At 50.5% G+C, this 23,170-nt stretch carries 20 protein-coding genes and 1 riboswitch; of the genes, 19 read left to right on the forward strand and 1 reads right to left on the reverse strand.

Annotated features, from left to right (window positions below):
- Positions 1-243: 243 nt before the first annotated feature.
- The 4 genes from QQZ12_RS15305 to QQZ12_RS15320 all read left to right on the forward strand — a co-directional run bounded on the left by QQZ12_RS15305 (position 244) and on the right by QQZ12_RS15320 (position 4,490).
- A complete protein-coding gene (locus QQZ12_RS15305; protein WP_102992612.1) occupies positions 244-2,004 on the forward strand; it encodes a 2-oxoacid:acceptor oxidoreductase subunit alpha in 1,761 nt (586 codons plus the stop codon).
- A complete protein-coding gene (locus QQZ12_RS15310) occupies positions 1,991-2,857 on the forward strand; it encodes a 2-oxoacid:ferredoxin oxidoreductase subunit beta (RefSeq protein WP_102992611.1) in 867 nt (288 codons plus the stop codon). Before QQZ12_RS15305 ends, QQZ12_RS15310 begins: the two co-directional genes overlap by 14 nt.
- Positions 2,858-2,924: 67 nt before the next feature.
- Positions 2,925-3,659, forward strand: coding sequence for an MBL fold metallo-hydrolase (locus tag QQZ12_RS15315; protein ID WP_102992610.1), 735 nt, complete (start codon positions 2,925-2,927; stop codon positions 3,657-3,659).
- 61 nt (positions 3,660-3,720) lie between these two features.
- Positions 3,721-3,821: riboswitch (purine riboswitch) on the forward strand.
- 93 nt (positions 3,822-3,914) lie between these two features.
- A complete protein-coding gene (locus QQZ12_RS15320; RefSeq protein WP_284724632.1) occupies positions 3,915-4,490 on the forward strand; it encodes a xanthine phosphoribosyltransferase in 576 nt (191 codons plus the stop codon).
- On the opposite strand, the gene QQZ12_RS15325 is transcribed toward QQZ12_RS15320, so the two are convergent.
- Positions 4,434-4,973: a GNAT family N-acetyltransferase gene (locus QQZ12_RS15325; RefSeq protein ID WP_284724633.1), complete on the reverse strand. Its 540-nt coding sequence runs from the start codon at positions 4,971-4,973 to the stop codon at positions 4,434-4,436. The two genes, QQZ12_RS15320 and QQZ12_RS15325, sit on opposite strands and share 57 nt — an antisense overlap.
- A 378-nt stretch (positions 4,974-5,351) precedes the next feature.
- On the opposite strand from QQZ12_RS15325, the gene miaB reads away from it, so the two are divergent.
- The 15 genes from miaB to glnA all read left to right on the forward strand — a co-directional run bounded on the left by miaB (position 5,352) and on the right by glnA (position 22,913).
- Positions 5,352-6,830, forward strand: coding sequence for a tRNA (N6-isopentenyl adenosine(37)-C2)-methylthiotransferase MiaB (miaB, locus tag QQZ12_RS15330; protein ID WP_102992603.1), 1,479 nt, complete (start codon positions 5,352-5,354; stop codon positions 6,828-6,830).
- Between the two features lies 1 nt (position 6,831).
- Entirely contained in the window at positions 6,832-7,236 is a 405-nt protein-coding gene (locus tag QQZ12_RS15335; RefSeq protein ID WP_102992602.1) for a YlbF/YmcA family competence regulator, read from the forward strand.
- 103 nt (positions 7,237-7,339) lie between these two features.
- Positions 7,340-7,918 (forward strand): outer spore coat protein CotE, encoded by a 579-nt coding sequence (cotE, locus tag QQZ12_RS15340; protein WP_102992601.1) that lies wholly within the window; start codon positions 7,340-7,342, stop codon positions 7,916-7,918.
- Positions 7,919-8,077: 159 nt separating this feature from the next.
- Entirely contained in the window at positions 8,078-9,478 is a 1,401-nt protein-coding gene (locus QQZ12_RS15345; protein WP_284724634.1) for a putative amidoligase domain-containing protein, read from the forward strand.
- Positions 9,479-9,547: 69 nt separating this feature from the next.
- A complete protein-coding gene (gene mutS / locus QQZ12_RS15350; RefSeq protein WP_284724635.1) occupies positions 9,548-12,220 on the forward strand; it encodes a DNA mismatch repair protein MutS in 2,673 nt (890 codons plus the stop codon).
- Positions 12,221-12,248: 28 nt separating this feature from the next.
- Entirely contained in the window at positions 12,249-14,252 is a 2,004-nt protein-coding gene (mutL, locus tag QQZ12_RS15355; RefSeq protein WP_284724636.1) for a DNA mismatch repair endonuclease MutL, read from the forward strand.
- 4 nt (positions 14,253-14,256) lie between these two features.
- A complete protein-coding gene (locus QQZ12_RS15360; RefSeq protein ID WP_102992597.1) occupies positions 14,257-15,039 on the forward strand; it encodes a class I SAM-dependent methyltransferase in 783 nt (260 codons plus the stop codon).
- Positions 15,036-15,965, forward strand: a complete 930-nt coding sequence (gene miaA, locus QQZ12_RS15365) for a tRNA (adenosine(37)-N6)-dimethylallyltransferase MiaA (RefSeq protein WP_102992596.1) — start codon at positions 15,036-15,038, stop codon at positions 15,963-15,965. The genes QQZ12_RS15360 and miaA overlap by 4 nt, the downstream gene beginning before the upstream one ends.
- 45 nt (positions 15,966-16,010) lie before the next feature.
- Positions 16,011-16,253 (forward strand): RNA chaperone Hfq, encoded by a 243-nt coding sequence (gene hfq / locus QQZ12_RS15370; protein WP_022737628.1) that lies wholly within the window; start codon positions 16,011-16,013, stop codon positions 16,251-16,253.
- A 118-nt stretch (positions 16,254-16,371) separates the two neighbouring features.
- Positions 16,372-17,370 (forward strand): AAA family ATPase, encoded by a 999-nt coding sequence (locus tag QQZ12_RS15375; protein ID WP_102992595.1) that lies wholly within the window; start codon positions 16,372-16,374, stop codon positions 17,368-17,370.
- Between the two features lie 17 nt (positions 17,371-17,387).
- Complete coding sequence (hflX, locus tag QQZ12_RS15380) at positions 17,388-18,650, forward strand: GTPase HflX (protein ID WP_431606317.1); 1,263 nt, start codon at positions 17,388-17,390, stop codon at positions 18,648-18,650.
- Positions 18,651-18,678: 28 nt separating this feature from the next.
- Positions 18,679-19,962: a methionine gamma-lyase family protein gene (locus tag QQZ12_RS15385; protein WP_102992593.1), complete on the forward strand. Its 1,284-nt coding sequence runs from the start codon at positions 18,679-18,681 to the stop codon at positions 19,960-19,962.
- Positions 19,962-20,447, forward strand: coding sequence for a DUF456 domain-containing protein (locus QQZ12_RS15390; protein ID WP_102992592.1), 486 nt, complete (start codon positions 19,962-19,964; stop codon positions 20,445-20,447). The genes QQZ12_RS15385 and QQZ12_RS15390 overlap by 1 nt, the downstream gene beginning before the upstream one ends.
- A 678-nt stretch (positions 20,448-21,125) precedes the next feature.
- A complete protein-coding gene (locus QQZ12_RS15395) occupies positions 21,126-21,521 on the forward strand; it encodes a MerR family transcriptional regulator (RefSeq protein ID WP_054096417.1) in 396 nt (131 codons plus the stop codon).
- A gap of 54 nt (positions 21,522-21,575) precedes the next feature.
- The gene (gene glnA, locus QQZ12_RS15400) at positions 21,576-22,913 is read left to right on the forward strand and encodes a type I glutamate--ammonia ligase (protein WP_102992591.1); all 1,338 of its coding nucleotides are present in this window, start codon (positions 21,576-21,578) and stop codon (positions 22,911-22,913) included.
- The last annotated feature ends 257 nt before the right edge of the window (positions 22,914-23,170 follow it).

Raw genomic sequence — 23,170 nt, forward strand, 5'->3', positions numbered from 1 at the left:
AAGCGTAAAAAAAGACGTGAGGTGGATCTCCTTTTCGCAAAAAGCACCAGATGATTAAAAAAAAGAGAAATTGGGTTGTAAGCGGGCTTTACCCGGTTGCTTTTTAATGGGTAGAGGACTAGAATTAATACATGAAAATGCTATCACTCACAAGGAAGCGTTATTCCGTCTTCTTCTTTGTGAAGAGGGTTGCAAATTTCTTATTATTGTGTAGTGTGTGGCAGGATTAAAGGAGATGAGTTCATGGTTAAGCAGCTTTCGTGGAAAGTGGGCGGACAGCAGGGGGAAGGTATCGACAGTGCGGGGGAAACATTGTCGACCGCACTAAATCGCAAGGGCTATTATCTATACGGTTACAGGCACTTCTCCTCACGCATCAAAGGCGGGCATTCTAATACCAAGATTCGCATCAGCACAAGCCCGGTTCGCTCCATTTCCGACGAGCTGGATATTCTTGTTGCATTTGACCAAGAAACAATTGACTTAAATGCGCATGAGTTGATTGCAGATGGTGTGATCTTGGCTGATGCCAAATTTAAACCAACCGTTCCGGAGGGAGTAACTGCACACCTTCTCGCAGTTCCATTCACCAAAATTGCGGAAGAAGTTGGCATGGCCCAAATGAAAAACATGGTGGCCGTGGGTGCTTCCATCGCATTGCTGGGACTGTCGGTTGACGCCTTTAAAGAAGTGATCGAAGAAAGATTCGCTCGAAAAGGCCAAAAAGTAGTAGACAAAAATATGGAAGCGATCACAAAAGGCCATGAGTATGTGCAAGAGCAGATCGGCAACACCATTACAAAGTTCCGCTTAGATCCATCTGATGGCAAAAAGCGCTTATATATGATCGGAAATGATGCCATTGCGTTGGGAGCGGTCGCTGCAGGTGCGCGTTTGATGGCGGCATATCCGATTACGCCATCTTCTGAAATCATGGAATACCTCATCAAAAAGTTGCCTGAACTCGGTGGCACGGTAGTGCAAACCGAGGACGAGATCGCTGCGATGACGATGGTGATCGGCGCCAACTATGGTGGCGTGCGTGCGTTGACGGCGTCTGCTGGACCGGGGCTCTCCTTGATGACTGAAGCGATCGGTCTCGCCGGAATGACTGAAACGCCAGCTGTCATTGTCAATACCCAGCGCGGGGGTCCAAGCACAGGGTTGCCGACCAAGCAAGAGCAAAGTGACGTGTTGGCCATGCTTTACAGCACACACGGGGAAATTCCGAAAATCGTGTTGGCTCCGAGCACGGTGGAAGAGTGCTTCTATGACACGATTCAAGCCTTCAATTTGGCGGAGCAATATCAATGTCCGGTTATTATCTTGTCGGACTTGGCGCTTTCCCTCGGTAAGCAAACCGTCAATCCGCTTGACTATGATCGGATCGAAATCAAGCGCGGGAAATTGGTTGACTGGAACGAAGAGTTGCCGCCGCTTGAAAATTCACAGCTGTTCCCGCGTTACGAATTCACGGAAGACGGCATTTCTCGCCGCGTTCTGCCAGGGAAAAAAGACGGCTTGCATCATGTGACCGGGGTAGAACACGATGAAACGGGGCGTCCATCTGAAAATCCGCTCAACCGCAAACGGATGATGGATAAGCGCTTGTCCAAGTTGAGCAATGGCATCGACTTCGACACCCCTGTATTCCTGGATGCGCAACATGAAGAGGCAGATCTTCTGATCGTGGGCTTCAATTCCACCCGCGGTACGATCACGGAAGCAAAAGAGCGGTTGGAAGCGGAAGGATTGAAAGTGAATCATGCCCACATCCGCCAAATCTTGCCTTTCCCGACGGAGATCATGCAACAGCAAATCCAAAAGGCGAAAAAAGTGTTGGTTGTAGAAAACAACGCGACAGGACAATTGACCAATCTGATCAAAATGCATGTAGGATTCGCCGAGAAATTAGTTCACTATGGCAAATACGATGGAAATCCATTCTTGCCATCCGAAATTTACAAACAATGTAAGGAGCTGTTGGTTCATGGCCACATTTAAAGATTTTCGCAACAAAGTAAAGCCCAACTGGTGCCCAGGTTGTGGTGATTTCTCTGTGTTGGCCGCCATGCAGCGTGCTTTCGCCAATCTTGGGTTGGAACCGCATGATGTTGCAGTCGTATCGGGAATTGGTTGTTCAGGACGCATCTCAGGTTATGTGAATGCATATGGCTTGCACGGCGTGCATGGTCGTGCCTTGCCAATCGCCCAAGGCTTGAAGCTCGCTAACCGCGATTTGACGGTGGTTGCCGCTGGTGGTGACGGAGACGGTTTTGCGATCGGGATGGGGCATACTGTTCACTCGATCCGCCGGAATGTGGACATCACCTACATCGTGATGGATAACCAAGTGTACGGATTGACCAAAGGACAAACTTCGCCCCGCAGTGAGATGGGTTTCAAAACCAAGAGTACGCCAAGTGGTTCGATCGAATCGGCAATCCATCCGATGGAAATGGCGTTGACGGTAGGAGCGGGATTCGTGGCACAATCGGTTTCCAGCGATTTGAAGCAATTGACCCACGTCATTGAAGAAGGTATCAAACACAAAGGGTTCTCTTTGATCAACGTTTACAGCCCATGTGTTACCTACAACAAAGTCAACACTTATGACTGGTTCAAGGAGAATCTCGTAAACCTGGACAACGACGAGAATTACGACGCCTCCAACCGTTCCATGGCCATGCAGAAGTTGATGGAACATCATGGCCTGGTGACAGGTATTATCTATCAAAACAAAGAGCGCAAATCCTACGAAGAGATGATCAAAGGGTTCAAAGAAGAGCCGCTGGCCAAGCAGGATTTGATGCTTGATCGTGAGCACTTTGATAAATTAGTGGCTGAGTTTGCATAATAAGTAGAAAAACCACTTCCTTGCCTTGGGGAGTGGTTTCTTCTTACAAAGGAGGCAGCTTTCGACCATGCGGTGGACTGTGCTGGGATGTCATTCCCCTTATCCGGCGCCGGGTGGGGCGACATTGGGGTATTTGTTGGAGGCGGATCAAAAGCGCATCCTAATCGATTGTGGTAGTGGTGTGTTGGCACAACTGGCCAAAATGATGCCGATTCATGAACTGGATGCTGTGTTTTTATCCCATTTGCATCATGACCATATCTCCGATTTCTTTGTCTTGCAATACGCGTTGTTGGTTGCTAGCAACCAGCAAAAACGAAAGCGTCCCCTGCCTGTATGGGCGCCAGCGGAACCCGCCCATTGGTACGCAAAGCTGAGTTATCAAAACTTGATCGACAAACGGCCGATAGGAACAGAGTCGGTCAGCATAGGCAAGCTCACATTTAGCTTTCATCGTACCGACCACGCCATTCCGTGTTATGCCATTCGCATTTCCGACGGGAAAAAAACGATTTTGTATGGCGCTGATGCTGGTCCGAAAACGGATTGGTTGGCGATGGGGAGAAAGCCGGATCTGTTTGTGTGCGAGGCGACGTATCTACATCAGGAGCTACCGGCGCATCCCATAGGGCATTTGTCCGCCAAACAAGCAGCGGAAGCCGGCGTGGCGCTTCAAGCCAAGCGATTACTGTTGACCCATTTGTATCCGGAACGAGACCCTGAGCCGCTCGGAGAGGAAGCGCAAGCCGTGTTCCCTGGTCCCTGCCAGGTCAGCCGGATCGGCATGCAAATAGATGTTTGAACCATGCCTTCGATAATTTTTGATAGCTTGAATGGACAGGGTCAGATATAATTTGTTTATTGATTAAAATGAAGATGTCCCTCATATAATCGCAAGAATTGGCTTGCGAGTTTCTACCGGATGACCGTAAATCATCCGACTACGGGTGGGCAACAAGACAAAGACGGGTGTGTCTTTGTCTTTTTCCATGGAGAGAAAGCCTAGGTCGTTGGCTCACTCACCGAAGGGGCTTTTGCTGTGGGAGGAGAAGCTGTTATGCAATTGTTGAAAGAGAAGATACGCCAAGAAGGAAAGGCGTTATCATCCGAAATTTTGAAGGTGGATTCGTTTTTAAACCATCAAATTGATCCGGAGTTGATGCAAGAGATCGGCCAAGAATTTGCACGCCGATTCACGAATGATGGCATCACGCGGATATTGACGATCGAATCGTCGGGGATCGCCCCGTCGGTCATGGCCGGATTGGCATTAGGTGTTCCGGTTGTCTTCGCCCGCAAGCGCAAATCCTTGACATTGCAAGAGGATTTTTATGAAGCCAAGGTGCATTCGTTCACCAAACAACAGACTAACACCATTGTGGTCTCCAAAGCGCATTTGGTTGCAACGGACAAGGTGTTGGTGATTGATGATTTCTTGGCCAATGGACAAGCGGCGGAAGGATTGATTGATATTGTCCAACAAGCCGAAGCGACGCTCGCCGGGGTTGGGATTGTTATAGAAAAATCGTTCCAAGAAGGCGGCGACCGGTTGAGAAGGAAGGGTATACGTGTAGAATCATTGGCTTCCGTCGCGGCGTTGGCGGAGGGAAAAGTGACGTTTGCCGGGGAGTGAGCGAACAAGCCCAGTTTCTGTGTCATGCAGAAGCTGGGCTTGCTTATGTGGCAGGTCGATGGCCCGTTGGGCGCGAAGGTTCCGCTCATCTGTTTTGAGTTGTACCCGAACAAGACCCAGATTTTCGAAGGCGTGTTGAAACAAGAGGTATTTGCATTCAGTATTAATTCCCGTCCCCTGCGCGTAAGGGGCGTAATAGGTATGGCCGATCTCCGCCGTCAACCGGTCAGTGTACAGATCATACAGGCGGGTGGCACCCACGATCGTGTTTGTTGAGGAGTCAATCACGACAAATGGAAGCATGGTTCCTTGGGCGAATGCGTGCAAGGCATTGTTCACATTGTGCTTCATGTCCTCCAGTGAAGTCATGGGGGTGATCATGTAATCCCAAAGGCGGGGAGAGTCCTTGACGATGCTGTACAGAGGTTCTGCGTGTGTTGGATGCAATAGGTGGAGTGAATAGCGCCAGCCGGTTAATTGCATCGTATCACCTTCTGGTTCAAATATGTGTGAATAGCTACAAGGTTATTTTTGCATGAATCAGCGGCAAGTTTCAGAAAAAATGTGGCAACCTTGGGGCAAGTGTACGGTTTTGTACTATCATGATAAACAAGTTTGTTTCACAAACATTCTGAAATGGATTAAGCACAGCAGTACCGGTTGATTCGAACCGGGAACACTTGATATCGGCAAGTTGTATGACTTGCCGAAAATGGCGAATATAGGAGAATTCATTGATCAAGTTGCACAGATCAGGTATAATAACTTAGTTAAATGAGCACTTAATGATCATTTTGAGCCGTTATGGCTCTTGGCATAGAACACAGGATCTCAAGTTTGTTCAGAAAGGATGGACACGACATGGGCAAACAAGTGAAAGATTACAGCCAATATTTTGTCGCGCCAGATTTGAAACAGGCCAAAAAGCGGGGCAAAGAGGATGTGCAGGTACTCCAATTTGAGCAAATCCCAGAAAATATGCGCTCTGTGGGTAAAGGCAAAAAATACATGATCGAGACGTATGGATGCCAGATGAATGTCCATGATAGCGAGACGATTGCCGGGATTTTGGAAGAAATGAGTTATACCCGCACCAATCGCGAAGAGGAAGCAGACATCATCCTCCTCAACACTTGCGCGATCCGTGAAAACGCGGAGGACAAAGTGTTTGGAGAATTGGGCCGTTTGAAGCAACTCAAGCTGGAAAACCCGGATCTGATTTTGGGTGTTTGTGGTTGCATGTCTCAAGAAGAGGTGGTCGTGAACCGTATCTTACAGAGTTACCAGCATGTTGACTTGGTTTTTGGTACGCATAACATCCACCGCTTGCCGGTTTTGCTTCAAAATGCGCTCTTCTCCAAGGAAATGGTGATCGAAGTTTGGTCTAAAGAGGGCGACGTCGTTGAAAACATGCCAAAGGTACGTGAAGATGGTTTGCGCGCTTGGGTGAACATCATGTACGGTTGTGACAAGTTCTGCACGTACTGTATTGTTCCATATACGCGGGGGAAAGAGAGAAGCCGCCGTCCAGAGGATGTGTTAAACGAAATCCGCGAATTGGCGCGCAAAGGTTACCAAGAGGTGACGTTGCTGGGGCAAAACGTCAACGCATACGGTAAGGACTTTGAAGACATCCATTACACCTTCGCCCATCTCATGGATGATGTTCGTAAGATCGGTATTCCGCGCGTGCGCTTCACCACAAGCCACCCGCGCGATTTCGACGATCATCTCGTCGAGGTGCTGGCAAAACGGGGGAATTTGGTGGAGCATATCCACTTGCCAGTGCAATCGGGCAGTTCCGAGGTCTTGAAGCTGATGGCTCGTAAATACACACGCGAACAATATCTGGAACTTGTCCGCAAAATCAAGGAAGCGATCCCAGATGTGGTGCTGACGACGGACATCATTGTCGGATTCCCAGGTGAAACGGATGAACAATTTGAAGAAACCCTGTCCTTGGTGAAAGAAGTGGAATACGATTCGGCCTTCACCTTCATCTACTCTCCACGAGAAGGCACACCGGCGGCTAAGATGAAAGACGATGTGCCGATGGAAGTAAAGAAAGCGCGCCTACAACGCCTGAATGAATTGCAAAATGAAATTAGCCGCCGCAAGAACGAAGCGTTGCGCGGCAAAATCGTAGAAGTGTTGGTTGAAGGGGAAAGCAAAAAGAATCCGGATGTGCTCTCTGGACGCACTCGCACCAACAAGTTGGTAAACTTCATCGGTCCGAAGCACCTCATTGGGAAGATGGTGCACGTGCGGATCGATGAACCGCAGACTTGGACGCTAAAAGGCGTTTGGGTTGATCAGGAGTCCCGCGTGGTGGGTGGTTGAGATGTCCAGACACGCGATCTTGTCCGAAGCACGCAACTTCGCTGCCTTGTTGGAGCGTAGTGCTGAAGTGAAACGCTTTCGGGATGCGGAGAGGCAAGTGAACCAAAGCGATGCAGTGCAACAGACGATCGCATCCATTAAGCGCAAGCAGAAAGAGCTGGTTCATGCTAAGCATTATCAGAAGCCTGAGTACAGCCGTTTGCTTGAGCAAGAGCTGGAAAAATTGAATGGGCATTTGAATCATTTGCCTATCGTGCGCGAATACCAACAGGCGCAAGTAGAGGTTAACGGCTTGTTGCAGACGATCCAGCAAGTGATCGCCGACACCGTCTCCCAAAAAATCGAAGTGGAGACGGGCGGGGAGACAGCCAGCGGTTGCGGCGGAGGAGCTTGCAGTTGCCGCTAAAAAAGACAACCCTGCGGAGAATTTCCGCAGGGTTTTTTTTGCACTCTAGACACTTGCCCTGCATACACTTGTTATTGAACGATGATTGGAGGAGGGAAGGAGATTGTCTAATACAGATAGAGCAGTTGAATACCGTCAGATTTTGACCAAAGCGGTATGCGGAAAAGGTCGGAAATTTTCCCAGATGTCGCATTCTATTCAGCCGCCTGACAATATTGACACCATTCTTGGTGCTTGGGTTATCAATCACAACTATGACTGCCACAAAGTGGGAGAGGCCATCGAAGTACGGGGCAGTTACGACATCAATATTTGGTATTCGACCAAAGGGAATACCAAAACGGATGTCATGCAAGAAACCGTCTATTATACGGAGCAGGTACCCCTCACATTTTATGATCGTAACACCCGAGAGGCTTCCGTTTCAGTGACGGCGGCGGTGACGCAAGCGCCCAATTGCATCGAAGCGTCCATCGCCTCCCACAAAGACGGAGTGACGGTTCGGGTCGAAAAGGAGTTTTTGGTTGAATTGACGGGTGAAACCAAAGTGTGCGTTCCGGTGTATCCGCTCGAGTACGCCGAAAGCGATGAGAAAGACGTGTACGAAGGAATCAGTGGAGACGTAGAAGACGATTTTCATGATCTTGATCCCAATCTGGTTATTGATGAACTGGAAGATTAATCTGTCTTGCGGCTGCTGGCGATTTTGCCAGGAGCTTTTTTATTTGCCCAGACAAGACAGCGGAAAAAAGACTAACCAATTTTATGCAGGTGACATATGATAACAGCATAAAATTTCCACGAATAGCGACGGCGCGGGATAGAGAAAGGGGAAAGCTTCATGGTAGCCGCCACCCTTCCTTACGAATCGATAAAAAATGATGAAGAATTGAGAAAGCTGGTATTGGACGGGGATCGAACGCTCGTTCCCTCGATTGCTTTGCAACTGCCGCAAGCGCTGCAGTTATCTAAAGCGATGCTGACTTTGAATGAGGAGCAACAGGTGGAACGGGCAATTCAGCCGCGTGTGCGAAGAGAGCAGCTTCAATTGCATGGCATCGCGGTAAATGATAAGTTCAAATTTGTGAGGGAGTATCTTTTTTTCATATTTCAGACGGAAGTGTTGACTGCATACTGTTCCACGGAACAAACCGTGTGGCTGGCCAATCACCAACAAAAGCGAACACGGTACCGGCGGGTAAAAGAGCAGGATCGGCCGCGTGAATACCGTCGGGCTAAACTGTTGGCTACCCGCACGATTTATGCATTGGGATTGGATTACGGCATGGTCAAAATCGGCGCGGTCAGCGGTGGCAAACTTGTCGTTGCAGGCCTCACAGTCACGCCCACGTTGGGTGAGGATGGAATCAAAAGCTTCCTCAGCGCACTGAAAGGTTATGTTGCTCAGTGTGTAGAGCCGAAGCCGGAGCCGGAGCAAATCGTGTTGGGTGCCGATCCAGAATTTGTGATGGTTGGTCCCGACGGAAAATTGGTCATCGCCTCCGATCTGATACCGGTGCGGGGGGAGATCGGCTGCGATGCGATTTGGTTGGGGGAAGACCGTCGCAAGAAGCCGTTGTTTGAATTGAGGCCCACACCTACTTCCGACCCGAAAACCATGGTGATGAGCATTTATCGCCTGCTGACCAAACTGGCCAGGAAAACGAGGCATATACAGGGAAAATGGCTAGCTGGGGGGATGCCTTGGAGCGGCTTTCCTTTAGGAGGGCATATTCATTACAGCGGAATCAAACCAAACTTTAAACTGTTCCGGGCATTGGATAACTATATGGCTCTTTTGTTTGTGATCGCCGAAGATGTGAAAGGAATCGACCGCAGGCCCAAATACGGCTATTTGGGAGATTATCGGTTTCAACCGCATGGGGGATTTGAATATCGCACGCCGCCGAGTTGGCTGGTCTCCCCTACATTGACCAAGGGGGTGTTCGCCCTAGCCAAATTGATCGCTAGCAACTACCGCACCCTTCCTTATTTCCCATTGCAAGACCCAGAAATCCAGCGCGCTTATTACATGGGCCGCAAAGCGTTGATCTACCGCTGGTTGCCCAACTTATGGGAAAAGCTGAAGAAATGCGCTGATTATGAGTTATACCAAAAGCCGTTGGATGACTTGTTCCATTATCTCCTCTCCGGTGAAACGTGGGATGAGACACAAGATTTCCGCAGAGTTTGGTACCTGCCTCCGTATCAGCAGGCGCTTGTCCGGAAAAAAACTTTGTGAACAAATGGGATGACTTCAGATTTTCATGTTAAAATAGGTGAATGAAAAATATATGCGGAGGAAGAGACCATGTCGCAATATACTCCGATGATGCAACAGTATTTATCGATAAAGGCACAATATCCTGATGCCTTTTTATTTTTTCGCCTCGGCGATTTTTATGAAATGTTTTTTTCTGACGCTGAAAAGGCAGCGGAAGAGCTGGAAATTACGTTAACCAGCCGAGATGGGGGAAAAGAGCGGATTCCCATGTGTGGGGTCCCCTATCATTCGGCGCATACGTATGTGGAAAAGTTGATCGAAAAAGGGTATAAAGTGGCGATATGTGAACAAGTGGAAAATCCGGCGGCGGCCAAAGGGGTGGTGAAACGGGAAGTGGTCCGGGTCATCACTCCCGGCACCATCATTGAAGAGAACATGCTGGTTGAGCAAGAAAACAATTTCTTGCTCGCACTTGCCGGCTTCGGTGGGACGATGGCGCTCGCTGCGGCGGATCTGTCCACGGGGGAATGCCATGTCACCGAATTGGCAGGTTCATTGGATTGGATCATTGATGAAGCGGCCAGCTATGAGCCCAAGGAAGTTTTGCTCGATGAGGGATTGCATGGGAATGATGCCTTCCGTGAAGCGCTGTCGGGCAGATGCAAGTGTTTGGTGAATCCGCTCACCTTGGAAAAGCTGGTCGAACAAGAATTGGCGGAAGAGCTGCCGGAGCAATTCGCCAATTTCAATGAGGTTTGCACGTCCGAGCCCTTGCGGCGCGTACTCAGCATGTTGTTTGCCTATCTGAAGCAGACCCAAAAGCGTACACTGGGGCACTTGCGGCGTTTGCGCCGGTACGATGCCAAACAATACATGATGCTGGATGAAGCGGCACGGCGCAATCTCGAATTGACGCGGACACTGGGAGAAGGCAAAAAACGGGGTTCCCTGCTGTGGCTGCTTGACCAAACGGCAACGGCCATGGGTAGCCGTCTGCTTCGCAAGTGGTTGGACAAGCCACTGTTGAACGTGCCGGACATCAAGCGGCGCCAAGACACGGTTGCAGCGTTTTTGTCAGATTTCATCCTGCTGGATGAAGCGCGCGAGATGTTGAAGCAAGTGTATGATTTGGAGCGCCTCGCAGCACGGATTTCGTTTGGCTCAGCCAATGCGAGGGATCTGACCAATGTGAAGCGTTCATTAAGTGTCATTCCTCACTTGCGTGAGCGGTTGATGCGGTCGGGCCATGATGAATTGGCCGCGTTGGGCGAACAGATGGACGAGTGTCAGGCACTCCGGGAGTTGATTGACCGCGCGATTGTGGATGAACCCCCGGTTTCCGTCAAAGAAGGTGGCATCATGAGGGAAGGATACCATGCCGAACTGGATCAATTGCGCGCCATCCAAAAAGACGGCAAAAGTTGGATTGCGCAGTTGGAACAGCAAGAACGGGAAGCGACGGGCATCAAGTCGTTGAAAATCGGGTATAACCGGGTATTCGGTTACTATATCGAAGTGACCAAATCCAATTTGCAGCATGTACCTGAGCGGTATCAACGGAAGCAGACCCTGGCCAATGCGGAACGGTTTGTGACCCCCGAGTTGAAGGAACGGGAGCAATTGATTCTTAACGCCGCCGAAAAATCGGTGGAAATGGAATATGAGCTGTTCACAGAAGTGCGCAACCAAGTCGCGCAAGAGGTGACCCGTTTGCAACATTTGGCGGAGAAGGTGGCTGAAATCGATGTGCTACAAGCTTTTGCCATCATCGCCCAAAAATATCGGTACGTGAGGCCGGAAGTTCATCAAGCGGATCGCCTGCATATCAAACAGGGACGTCATCCGGTGGTGGAGGCGGCCACAAATGTGGATGACTTTGTGGCAAATGATGTGACCCTGGATGGAGATAAGCGGCAAATCCTGCTCATCACCGGACCAAACATGGCTGGTAAAAGCACCTATATGCGCCAAGTGGCTTTGATCACGCTGATGAGCCAGATCGGAAGTTACGTGCCGGCGGAATACGCCGAAGTTTCCATTGTGGATCGCATTTTCACCCGCATTGGTGCGGCGGATGACCTGATTGGTGGGCGCAGTACCTTCATGGTGGAGATGGCCGAAACGTGCCACGCCTTGCGTGAAGCGACCTCCCGCAGCCTGATTTTGCTCGATGAAGTGGGGCGCGGTACGTCCACCTATGATGGGATGGCTTTGGCTCACGCCATTGTGGAATACATCCACGACCATATCGGGGCGAAGACATTGTTCTCCACGCATTATCATGAGTTGACGGAGTTGGAGCGGCAACTAGCCAGATTGGTCAACGTGCATGCCCAATGCATTGAGAAGGACGGCAAAGTGGTCTTTCTGCACCGGATCGTCCCCGGCGGGGCGGACAAAAGTTACGGTATTCATGTTGCCGAATTGGCAGGTTTGCCGCAACCGGTAATCCACCGTGCCAAAGAGATATTAGAGGAATTGGAAGGACGCTTTCACGCTTCGCCGGAACCTGCCGAACCCAAACCGGATGATTCAGCCCAGCTGTCATTGTTTGACTACGCGGCCAAAGCTACTTCGCCTGCGAAAGATGAAACGGCTAACCATGTGGCTGAGTCAGTTACGCAGGGGAACGGCGCGGCCACGGCGCTTTTGTCGACTAAGGAGCAAGAAATTATTGAAGCATTGCGGCAATGGGATTTGATGATGAAGAACCCATTTGAGTGCATGCAATTTTTATATGAATTGAAACAGAAATTGTAACTGATCAGTGAGGAAGGAGGGCGAAAGCGTGGGCAGAATCCAAGTGTTGGACGATCATTTGGCCAACCAGATTGCCGCGGGGGAAGTGGTTGAACGGCCGGCCTCGATTGTGAAAGAGCTGGTGGAAAACGCGATTGATGCGGAGGCAACCCGCATCCAGATTCACATCGAAGAAGGCGGCATCTCATTAATCCGTGTCTCTGACAACGGAATCGGGATGGATCGAGAAGATGCGGTCTTGGCCTTCTCCCGGCATGCGACAAGCAAAATCAAGCGCGAACGGGACTTGTTTTCGATCAAAACCCTGGGCTTTCGAGGCGAAGCCATGCCCAGCATCGCCTCGGTTGCGCGGGTGACTCTGACCACGGCCCATGATCCTTCGCAACTGGCGACAGTGGTGCGGATAGAAGGAGGCGAACTCCTCTCAGTCGAGGACGCCTCCCGCTCCCAAGGGACAGATGTGGTGGTAAATGAGCTTTTTTACAATACACCGGCTCGTTTGAAGTACCTGAAAACGGTCAACACTGAGGTTAGCCATGTGGCGGATGTTGTTGGACGGCTGGCCTTGGCCCATCCACATATCTCTTTTGCACTCAGCCACAATCAACGGGAGCTATTTCGCACGAGTGGTGACGGCAAGTTGCTGCATGTGCTGCACGCCCTGTACGGCAAGCAGGTGGCGAGCCGGATGGTGGCGTTTGCGGGGGAAGACGCGGACTTTGCCATCGCGGGTTATGTGACCAAACCGGAAATCACTCGTTCCACCCGTTCCTATCTATCCATCGTGCTAAATGGCCGGTTTGTCCGTTCCATACCGATTACACAAGCTATTTTGCGCGCCTATGGCACGTTGTTGCCGAATGGACGTTACCCCATCGGTGTGCTGACGGTGCAGATGGACCCCAAATTGGTTGATGTAAACGTGCATCCCGCTAAATTGGAAGTGCGGTTGAGCAAGGAGAAAGAGTGTTGCCGGTTGGTAGAGGAAGCGATCACGCGGGCGTTCAAAGCGGAGCGGTTTGTGCCGGGCGCGATGGGTAGTGTGGGACAAGCTCGGATCAAAACGACGGTCGTCCAGGACGAACTCTCGTGGGAGAAGATGGAGGCACCGCCGACCAAATCAATGAACAAGCCTGTTTATCCGCCCCTACAACCGAGCAGGGATCAGGTGATGGAGGCCAGTGCGAGCGATGCTAGTGACATGGAAGAGGTGCCGCAACCGCTTCAGACGCGCGAGCAGGAATCTTCCAGACGGGGAAATGTGGTAGCGGAGGAGCCCGAATCGCTCACATTCACACCGCCGCGACCGCCTAGCGCTCCGCCTCAACCCGCTTACCGCTCGGCTTTGACCACGTTTGCCAAACGTGAAGAAACTGCGCCCGCTCCTCCGGCTGCTCAGGTGGAAGAAACGGAAAGTACGGAACCGGTGGAGACTGGTTCCACATCCCCGCGTTTGCCGGAAATGGAGCCGTTGGCGCAGGTGCACGGCACCTACATTGTGGCCCAATCAAAAGACGGCTTTTATCTGATTGACCAACATGCGGCGCATGAGCGCATCTACTATGAGATTTATTCACGCAAATTGGGCGAAGAAAATACCAAGCAATACCCCTTGCTCATCCCGTTGACGATTGAGTGTTCACCCGCGGAAGCTGAACTGTTGGAAGCCAAGTTGGCGTATTTGCGGCAGTGGGGGTTGGAAATGGAGCCTTTTGGGGGAACGACGTTTGTCGTCCGGGCTTATCCCACTTGGTTTCCACGAGAAGACGCGGAGAGCCTGGTTCACGAAATCATTGAGTGGTTGAAGGAGCATGGCAAAGTGGATACGGGCGCGCTGCGTGATGCGACGGCCAAGATGATGTCTTGCAAAGCGGCGATCAAAGCGAATCGACATTTGCGCCGTGACGAGATGGAAAGCTTGTTGGTGCAGTTGAACCAATGCGAAAATCCGTTCACTTGCCCGCACGGCCGTCCTATTTTTGTTCATTTCTCCAGCTATGAGTTAGAAAAAATGTTTAAGCGAGTGATGTAGAACCGTGTTTGTGACAACGTCTTTTCATCCAGGAACGAAAGAAATCCAAGAAGCCCGGTATCTGTCCGCATTGTTGGGAATTCCCTATGTGAAGCGGGAACGTCATTCGCTGCCCGGTTTGTTTGCACAAACGGGGGAATCACGGGCGGTCATTGTGACGAAACAGGGATGGCGAGTGGAGGAGGAACAAGGTCAGCCTTTTTTCTTTCATCCCAGTATGTCCGCACTCAGGATCAAGCAGTTGTTGAATGGAGATCCCGATGCTATGGTGGAATGCGCGGGGCTTAAGCCGGGAGACCGCGTGCTTGATTGCACCTTGGGCATGGGCGCGGACGCCGTTGTAGCGGCTCATGTCGTGGGAGATGAGGGACAAGTGGTGGCTCTTGAAAGCCAACCGGTGATCGCCGCTATCGTGAAACATGGCCTAAAAACGTATGAGACTGATCGCAAAGCCTTGCACCGTGCATTGCGGCGGGTCGAAGTGGTTCAAGCGGATTATCGAAGCTATCTGCCGTTATGCCAAGATAATTCGTTCGATGTGGTGATGTTCGATCCGATGTTCCGGGAGACGGTGCAGGCTTCAAACGCCATCCAACAGTTGAAACCGTTGGCCAATCCAGAACCATTGGATGAGCGCTCTGTCCGGGAAGCGATCCGCGTGGCGAAGCGTGCCGTATTGCTGAAGGAACGGCCTAAGGGAGGAGAATTCGCCCGGCTCGGGTTTGAGATCGTCAAGTCCTCTTCCAGCTTTGCTTGGGGCGTGATTCGAAAGGGGGGAGTCCAATGAAGCCACAGGTGTTGGTGATCGCTGGACCCACCGCCGTCGGAAAAACGGCGCTCAGCATCAAGCTGGCCAAACAATTTAACGGTGAAATCATCTCAGGGGATTCAATGCAGGTTTATCGGGGTATGGATATAGGGACAGCCAAAGTCACACCTGAAGAGCAAGAAGGTATCCCGCACCATCTCATTGACATCATCGATCCAGACACCTCTTTCTCCGTTCAGGAATATCAGAAGTTGGCGCGGCAGAAAATCGACGAGGTGCATGAGCGGGGTCGCCTTCCCATGCTAGTGGGGGGGACGGGGTTATATATCGAATCGGTGATGTATGATTATGAGATGCCACAGGTCCCAGAGAACCAGGCCTTGCGCCAAGAATTGGGCAGGCTCGCCGCTGAGCGGGGAGGTGAAGTGTTGCATGCTCGCTTGCAAGAGGTAGATCCCGAGACGGCTAAAAAATTGCATCCCAATGACATACGACGTATGATTCGCGCGTTAGAGGTCTATGATGTTACTGGTATTCCTTTTTCCCAGTTGAAGGGAAGAGGCACCTCTCCGTATGAAGCGTGCTGGATCGGTTTGACGATGTCGCGTGAGCTTTTATATGAACGGATTAATAAGCGCGTCGATCTGATGCTGGAACAAGGACTGGTCGAAGAAGTCAAGCGGTTGAAGGAGAAAGGGTACAGCCTCGGTTTGACTTCAATGCAAGCCATCGGGTATAAGGAAATCATGGCTTATCTGTCAGGGCAATTAACGTTGGAGGAAGCGGTGCATCTGATCAAGCAAGGTTCGCGTAAGTATGCCAAACGCCAGCTGTCCTGGTTTCGCCGTTATGGGGAGATGCACTGGTTCGATGTGACGAATAGGGAATGTTTTGCAGAAATTCAGAGCTTGGTTGCAGGAAAGTGCCATTTGGCTAGAGAATAGAGTACAATAATGTAAAATGTTAAAATTACATAGGAGGTACGGATTTTGAAACAATCCATCAACATTCAAGATACATTTCTAAACCAAATCCGCAAAGAATCGGTTCCCGTCACCATCTATTTGGTAAACGGATTTCAGCTACGCGGGGTGATTCGCGGCTTTGATAATTTTACCATAGTGATCGACAGCGAAGGTAAACAACAAATGGTTTACAAGCATGCAATCTCCACGTTTACTCCCGCTCGTCCGGTATCTCTCATGCCGTCTGATGAAAGCAAAGAAGGCTGAGCCCCTTTTAAGCTGCTGAATCTATCAGCAGCTTTTTTCAGTCCTCTGACGGGATTCACCCATTTCTGGGCGGGTGCGTATACATAAAAAAGCATCAGACCACAGAGAGGTGAACCGGATGGGGAGAAGGGTTTACACCGGAACCGCAAAACATCAGATACATGTTGTGTTTGACCATCGCCAGCAATGCCGCCAAACTGCCGCCCCGGCTTCTGTCGTAGAATCGACCCGTGAAAAGGAGGGGCCGCTAAAAGCGTGCTTGGATCAATTGGACGAATTGGTGGGACTGTCTAAGGTAAAAGAGTTTGTGACGGAGATATACGCTTGGCTGGAAGTGAGCAAACGTCGCCAAGCGGCAGGATTGGCAACAGACCAGCAAGTGTTGCACATGATTTTTGCTGGTGAACCAGGCACGGGGAAAACGACTGTGGCCCGTATCATCGGCAAGTTGTTCAAAGAGATGGGCGTTTTGTCCAAAGGGCATTTGATAGAAGTAGAGCGGGCAGATTTGGTTGGCGAATATATCGGTCACACGGCGCAAAAAACGCGTGAACACGTGCGCCGGGCCTTGGGCGGCATTTTGTTTATTGATGAGGCTTATTCCTTGGCGCGCGGCGGGGACAAGGATTTTGGCAAGGAAGCAATTGATACCCTGGTAAAATCAATGGAAGACCATAAAAATGAGTTCATTCTCATTTTGGCGGGTTATTCTCATGAGATGGGGCAATTTTTGCGGCTTAACCCAGGATTGCCGTCCCGGTTTCCCATCCAACTCACTTTTCCGCCGTTCACGTTGACCGAGTTGATGGAAATCGCGGACAATATGGTGCGAGAGCGGGAATACCGGTTATCCTTCGCTTTTAAAGAGAAGCTGAAAAAACACTTGCAGGAGGAGCGGCTGAGAAATCGGAACCATTTTGGCAATGCCCGCCATGTCCGTAATTTGATCGAACAGGCGGCCCGCCATCAGGCCGTTCGCCTGTTGCGTGCCAAGCACACGAGCCGCGATGATCTGATGACGCTTAGAAGCGAAGACCTGCAAATAGAGTCCGGTTCGCAGAATGGGTTCAAGGCTTCGTGGTATAATGAGAAAATCCATGATTCACTCACTGTCTGAGAAAGGAATGAAGTAGGATAGAAACGGTGCAAAACAGTGAAAAAGAAAAGGCGATTCTTGTTGGATGCGGTCCCAAACGGAATGAATGGGAACTGTTGTCCACGTTGGAAGAGTTGGGAAGCTTGGCGGAAACATCTGCAGCCGAAGTGATCGGTAAAGCGGTGCAATTTCGTGACCGCCTTGACCCGGCTTGGTTGATCGGCAAAGGAAAAGCGGAAGAAGTGGCGCAAATGGCTGAAGAGCGGGAGGCGGATCTGGTGATTTTTGATCACGAGCTGAGTCCGGCGCAGATCCGCAATTTGGAGCGGCTGTTACCCTGCAAAGTGATTGACCGCACGCAGTTGATTCTCGATATTTTCGCACAACGCGCCCAGACCAAAGAAGGCCGGATTCAAGTGGAGCTGGCGCAGTTGGAATACATGTTGCCCCGCTTGGCGGGTCGCGGCAAAGAGTTGTCGCGCCTAGGTGGGGGCATCGGTACTCGCGGACCGGGTGAGAAGAAATTGGAAACGGACCGCCGGCACATCCACCGGCAAATCCGCGACTTGAAGAAACAATTGGAAGAAGTGAAAAAACATCGTCGTTTGCATTCAGAGCGGCGCAAAAAAAACGAAGTGGTTCAAGTCGCCTTGGTTGGCTACACCAACGCGGGCAAGTCCACTTTGCTCAATCGGTTGACGGGAGCAGAGGTGTTGGCTGAAAACAAATTATTTGCCACGCTGGACCCGACTTCGCGCATGCTTGAGTTGCCTTCAGGCCAACAAGTGATCTTGACGGACACGGTCGGTTTCATCCGCAATTTGCCTCATCATCTCGTGGCCGCTTTCCGCTCTACGCTGGAACAAGTGCGGGAAGCGGATCTCTTGTTGCATGTGGTAGACGCGGCGCACCCTGAAGCGGCCGAACAGATTGCGGCGGTGGAGAAGGTGTTGGAAGAGTTACAGGCGACGGATATTCCCACCTTGATGGTGCTCAACAAAGCGGATTTGTTGGATGGGCAAGGCATCGAACCCGATGGGCGGGAGATCGTTCGCATTTCCGCGTTGCGGGAGGAAGATGTGGACAAATTGAAGAGGAAAATCGAAAACTTGCTCCGTTCCAAGCCCATGACCGTCCATCTGGAAATCCCGATTGAGCGGGGAGATCTCCTTTCTGCTTTGCATCGGATGGCAGAAGTTGTTTCTGCCAAGGCGAATGACGCTTTCATGGAGATAGAGTGCCGTTTGACTGACAAACAGCTGGAGAAATTGCCGTCGGAATTGAAACAGCAAGTTACTTAGAAATTTAATCAATAGGAATGATGAATCAGTGTATAACCAGTTGCGACATGGACAATGGATCGAAAAGAAAGTAGCTGCCGTCGAGGCGAAAATCGCTCCTGTGCTCAAACGGATCGAGCGGAACGTCGATCGGCAGCAGTGGAAAACGCTGGCCGCATACCGCGAGCATGGGGTGAGCGAAATTCATCTTCAGGCTTCAACAGGATACGGGTATGACGATTTGGGGCGAGAGACATTTGAAAAAGTGTTCGCCTCCCTGTTTGGCGCGGAGCAAGCGTTAGTGCGACCCAACATCATTTCGGGCACGCATGCAATCGCCGCTTGTTTGTACGGAGTGTTGCGCCCAGGAGATGAGTTGATCTATTTGACGGGCCGCCCTTATGACACGTTGCACCAAGTGATTGGAAAAGAATGCGATGGATCGGGATCGCTGGCGGATTTAGGCATCGCCTATCGGGAGATCCCTTTGACTTCTGCGGGTCGAATCGATTGGGATGCGTTTCGGGAAGCAGTAAGCGCGCGCACCCGCATGATCGGTATCCAACGGTCACGAGGATATGCAGACCGTCCTTCCTTCACCATCTCGGACATCCGAGACATGGTTGAGCGAGTACGTGAGATTTGTCCCAAGGCGGTCATTTTCGTCGACAATTGTTACGGCGAATTTGTGGAGGAGGTCGAACCGACTCAGGTGGGCGCCGATTTGGTTGCCGGTTCACTGATCAAAAACCCCGGCGGCGGTTTGGCCAAATCAGGTGGATATATCGCCGGTAAAGCCAAATGGGTGGAGCGGGCAGCTTCCCGCTTGGTTGCACCGGGAATTGGCGTTGAAGGTGGGGCGACGCACGGGTATTTGCGCGATTACTATCAAGGGCTGTTTTTGGCGCCGCATGTGGTGGGTGAAGCCCTTAAAGGTGCGGTGTTCGCGGCGGCCTTTTTGGAAGAATTGGGTTTCAAAACCTCCCCATCTTGGGAAGAAACAAGAACGGATATCATTCAACAAATCCATTTGGGAAGCGCAGAGTTGTTGGTGGCCTTCTGTCAAGGAATTCAATCGGCTTCCCCCATTGACGCGCATATTTTGCCCGTTCCGTCTGCTATGCCGGGATACCGTGATGAAGTGATCATGGCGGCCGGAACATTTGTGCAAGGCGCTAGCATTGAGCTTTCGGCGGACGGGCCGCTCAGACCGCCATACATCGCTTTTATGCAAGGGGGATTGACGTATTCTCATGTGAAGATCGGCATTGTACAAGCGCTGGATCACATGGCAGAAACGGGCCACATCGCGTTTGAAAGGGGAAACGAGTAGTGGAATTACTGTTGTGGGTACTAGTCTTTTTCTTAATCATACTAGGATTCGTTGGGCTAATCGTGCCAGTGTTGCCGGATGTACCACTGTTGGTGGCCGGCTTTGCCGTGTATCACTTCCTGATTGATGGCGGGGAGCAGTTGGGTACTGGATTTTGGATCACCACGCTGTTGTTGGCCGTTTTGTTGATGTTGGTGGACTACATTTCAAGTAGTGTCGCCGTGAAAAAATACGGAGGGTCCACGCTGGCGGTCGTTGCCGCTGTATTGGGGGTGCTGACGTTCCCGTTCATCATCGGCCCGATCGGCATTATCGTGGGACCCTTTGTCTTGGTTTTCTTGATGGAGCTGGTAATCAAGAGAAATGCCACTGAAGCCTTCAAAGTGGCATATGGCACATTGGTTGGATTTTTAGGCGGGATTTTCGTCAAATTCTTAGTGATGTTGGGTTTGGTGATTTGGTTCAGCTTCTTAGTGATTTTTTAAAGAACAAAGCCGTTTCCATTGTGGGAAGCGGCTTTGTTGTTGTTTCTAAAGGCTTCGGCAACAAAAAAAAGGACGCTTGCGGAAGCGTCCCATGTGAATGAAAGAGTTGTGTAGGTAAAAACAAAAGGCGCACCATGCAGTGGATGTAAGCCTTTTCATATTTTAAACGATTTTGAGAGGGATTGCATTAAGAAATCATTGCCACCCATGGATTCAGAATAATCAATGTTCCAGACTCCAGTTTGGAAACGGATATCACATTGCGGGGCGCCAGTGGGAGGGGGATCGGGACAATTTGCGTTTCAATCGGCTAGTGTTGCAAGAGGTGTGCCGGTGTCCCTTGCCCGCCTTATTCGCATTCCCACACGCGGGCATGGTTAAGATTGTCTGCGTGGGTTGCTGATCGGGTGCCTGATTGGCGCAACCATTCATGGTGTTGATCAACGATTGTGTAGTAAATGAATAAAAAACCTGAGCTGGCGGAATATGCGAAGTCAATCACCGCAATAATATGGAAGCAAGCGGAAACAAAGGCTATGAACAGGAGCAATAGGTGGTTAAGGGGAAAAAAATAGCAATGTCATTTTTCCTTACATGCATTGACTAACAAACCTTACATAAATATAATGAAGTTGTAAGGCATTCCCGAATAGCTGAAAGGGGGCGCCCTCAATGAACGTGAAAGATGAGCTTCGACGGAACATGCCTTTATTTCCAATAGGGATTGTGACCAAGCTGACCGAACTGACCCCGCGTCAAATTCGGTATTATGAGCAACAAGGCCTGATCAGCCCAGAAAGGACCAAGGGAAACCAACGGTTATTCTCTTTCAACGATGTTGATCGCTTGCTCCAGATCAAATCTTATTTGGAGAAGGGTATCAACATCGCGGGAATCCGTGAAATGCTCAAACAGTCACAGCAAGTCCTGGAAGCAAAACGGGAAGCGGAAACCGCCAAGAAGGAGCTGAGCGAGCGCGAATTGCGCCGCATGCTGAAACAACAGATCATCCACCCGAGACGGGGGCAGATCCCGTTGAATCATGGTGAATTATCTCGGTTTTTCCGCCACTGATTGTTGCTTTCGGTCAAGATAGCATCTTGCTTAAATGAAAGGAGAACGACTGCGATGGCTAAATACACCAAAGAAGATATTTTGCGCATTGTGCAAGAAGAAGATGTAGCTTATATCCGCCTGACATTCACCGATCTTTTGGGAACCATCAAAAACGTTGAAATCCCAACCAGCCAATTGCCAAAAGCGCTGGATAACAAAATGATGTTTGATGGTTCGTCGATTGAAGGGTTTGTGCGGATCGAAGAGTCCGACATGTACCTGTATCCAGATTTGGACACTTGGGTCATTTACCCTTGGGGTGCGGACGCAGGAGGCAAAGTGGCGGGTCTCATTTGTGACATCTATCTGCCTGACGGTACGCCGTTTGCGGGCGACCCGCGCGGTATCCTGAAAAAAGTGTTGAAAGAAGCTGAAGAATTGGGCTTCACTTCGTTCAACGTGGGGACAGAACCGGAGTTTTTCCTCTTCAAGACAAATGAAAAAGGGGAACCGACTCTGGATCTGAACGACAAAGGCGGATACTTTGACCTCGCTCCACTGGATCTTGGTGAAAACTGCCGTCGCGATATCGTTCTGACCTTGGACAAAATGGGCTTTGAAGTAGAAGCTTCTCACCACGAAGTGGCCCCGGGTCAACATGAAATTGATTTCAAATACGCCAACGCGGTGACCACGGCTGACAACATCCAAATCTTTAAGCTGGTTGTAAAAAACATTGCCCGCCGCTACGGGCTGCACGCTACCTTTATGCCGAAGCCACTGTTCGGAGTGAACGGTTCGGGCATGCACTGTCATATGTCTCTGTTCAAAGGCGATGTGAACGTGTTTTATGATGAAAGCGATGAGTTGGGCCTGTCTGCGACCGCGCGTCACTTCTTGGCTGGCGTATTGAAACACGCTCGTGCGTTTACCGCGGTGACCAATCCATTGATCAACTCTTATAAGCGTTTGGTTCCGGGGTATGAAGCGCCATGTTATGTTGCATGGTCTCCTAAAAACCGCAGTCCGTTGGTGCGCATACCCGCATCCCGTGGCCTAGGCACCCGGATCGAAGTTCGTTCTCCAGACCCAGCCGCCAACCCTTACCTGGCCTTGGCAGTGATGCTCAAAGCCGGTTTGGATGGTGTGAAAAACAAGCTGGCGTTGCCGAAACAAACCGACCGCAACATCTACATCATGGAAGAGCAAGAGCGTCGCGATGCGGGAATCGAGAACTTGCCAAGCAACCTGCATGAGGCGCTGATCGAGTTGCAACGCGATCCGGTCATGGTTGAGGCTTTGGGTGAACACGCATTGGCGCACTTCGTGGAAGCAAAAGAAATCGAGTGGGATATGTTCCGTACCGCCGTGCATCCATGGGAGCGCGAACAATATATGTCTCTGTACTGATTTGGCAAAAAGGAGGCTCAAACGAGCCTCCTGAGAATGTTGACAAACCCTGCGAATCAACTTTGTTGATCGCAGGGTTTTTGTATATAAAAGGGATATAAACAATTAATGGATGAATATCAACCCATATAAACTTAAAACCACCTCCCTTACCTGCTCTCGAAAGCAGCATAGCCAACTTTTTTATGTTTTGAGCCACAGCAGTTAGGAGGCATTGCTCTTGAATTTTTGCAAGCCCCCTGTAGCGTGCGTATCGA

Origin of the sequence: Laceyella tengchongensis, from assembly GCF_900182735.1 — a bacterium.
GTDB classification, from domain to species: domain Bacteria; phylum Bacillota; class Bacilli; order Thermoactinomycetales; family Thermoactinomycetaceae; genus Laceyella; species Laceyella tengchongensis.

Coding starts and splice junctions, on each gene's coding strand:
- QQZ12_RS15305 (WP_102992612.1), top strand. CDS start 244: ATGGTTAAGCAGCTTTCGTGGAAAGTGGGCGGACAGCAGGGGGAAGGT.
- QQZ12_RS15310 (WP_102992611.1), top strand. CDS start 1,991: ATGGCCACATTTAAAGATTTTCGCAACAAAGTAAAGCCCAACTGGTGC.
- QQZ12_RS15315 (WP_102992610.1), top strand. CDS start 2,925: ATGCGGTGGACTGTGCTGGGATGTCATTCCCCTTATCCGGCGCCGGGT.
- QQZ12_RS15320 (WP_284724632.1), top strand. CDS start 3,915: ATGCAATTGTTGAAAGAGAAGATACGCCAAGAAGGAAAGGCGTTATCA.
- QQZ12_RS15325 (WP_284724633.1), bottom strand. CDS start 4,973: ATGCAATTAACCGGCTGGCGCTATTCACTCCACCTATTGCATCCAACA.
- miaB (WP_102992603.1), top strand. CDS start 5,352: ATGGGCAAACAAGTGAAAGATTACAGCCAATATTTTGTCGCGCCAGAT.
- QQZ12_RS15335 (WP_102992602.1), top strand. CDS start 6,832: ATGTCCAGACACGCGATCTTGTCCGAAGCACGCAACTTCGCTGCCTTG.
- QQZ12_RS15345 (WP_284724634.1), top strand. CDS start 8,078: ATGGTAGCCGCCACCCTTCCTTACGAATCGATAAAAAATGATGAAGAA.
- mutS (WP_284724635.1), top strand. CDS start 9,548: ATGTCGCAATATACTCCGATGATGCAACAGTATTTATCGATAAAGGCA.
- miaA (WP_102992596.1), top strand. CDS start 15,036: ATGAAGCCACAGGTGTTGGTGATCGCTGGACCCACCGCCGTCGGAAAA.
- QQZ12_RS15375 (WP_102992595.1), top strand. CDS start 16,372: ATGGGGAGAAGGGTTTACACCGGAACCGCAAAACATCAGATACATGTT.
- glnA (WP_102992591.1), top strand. CDS start 21,576: ATGGCTAAATACACCAAAGAAGATATTTTGCGCATTGTGCAAGAAGAA.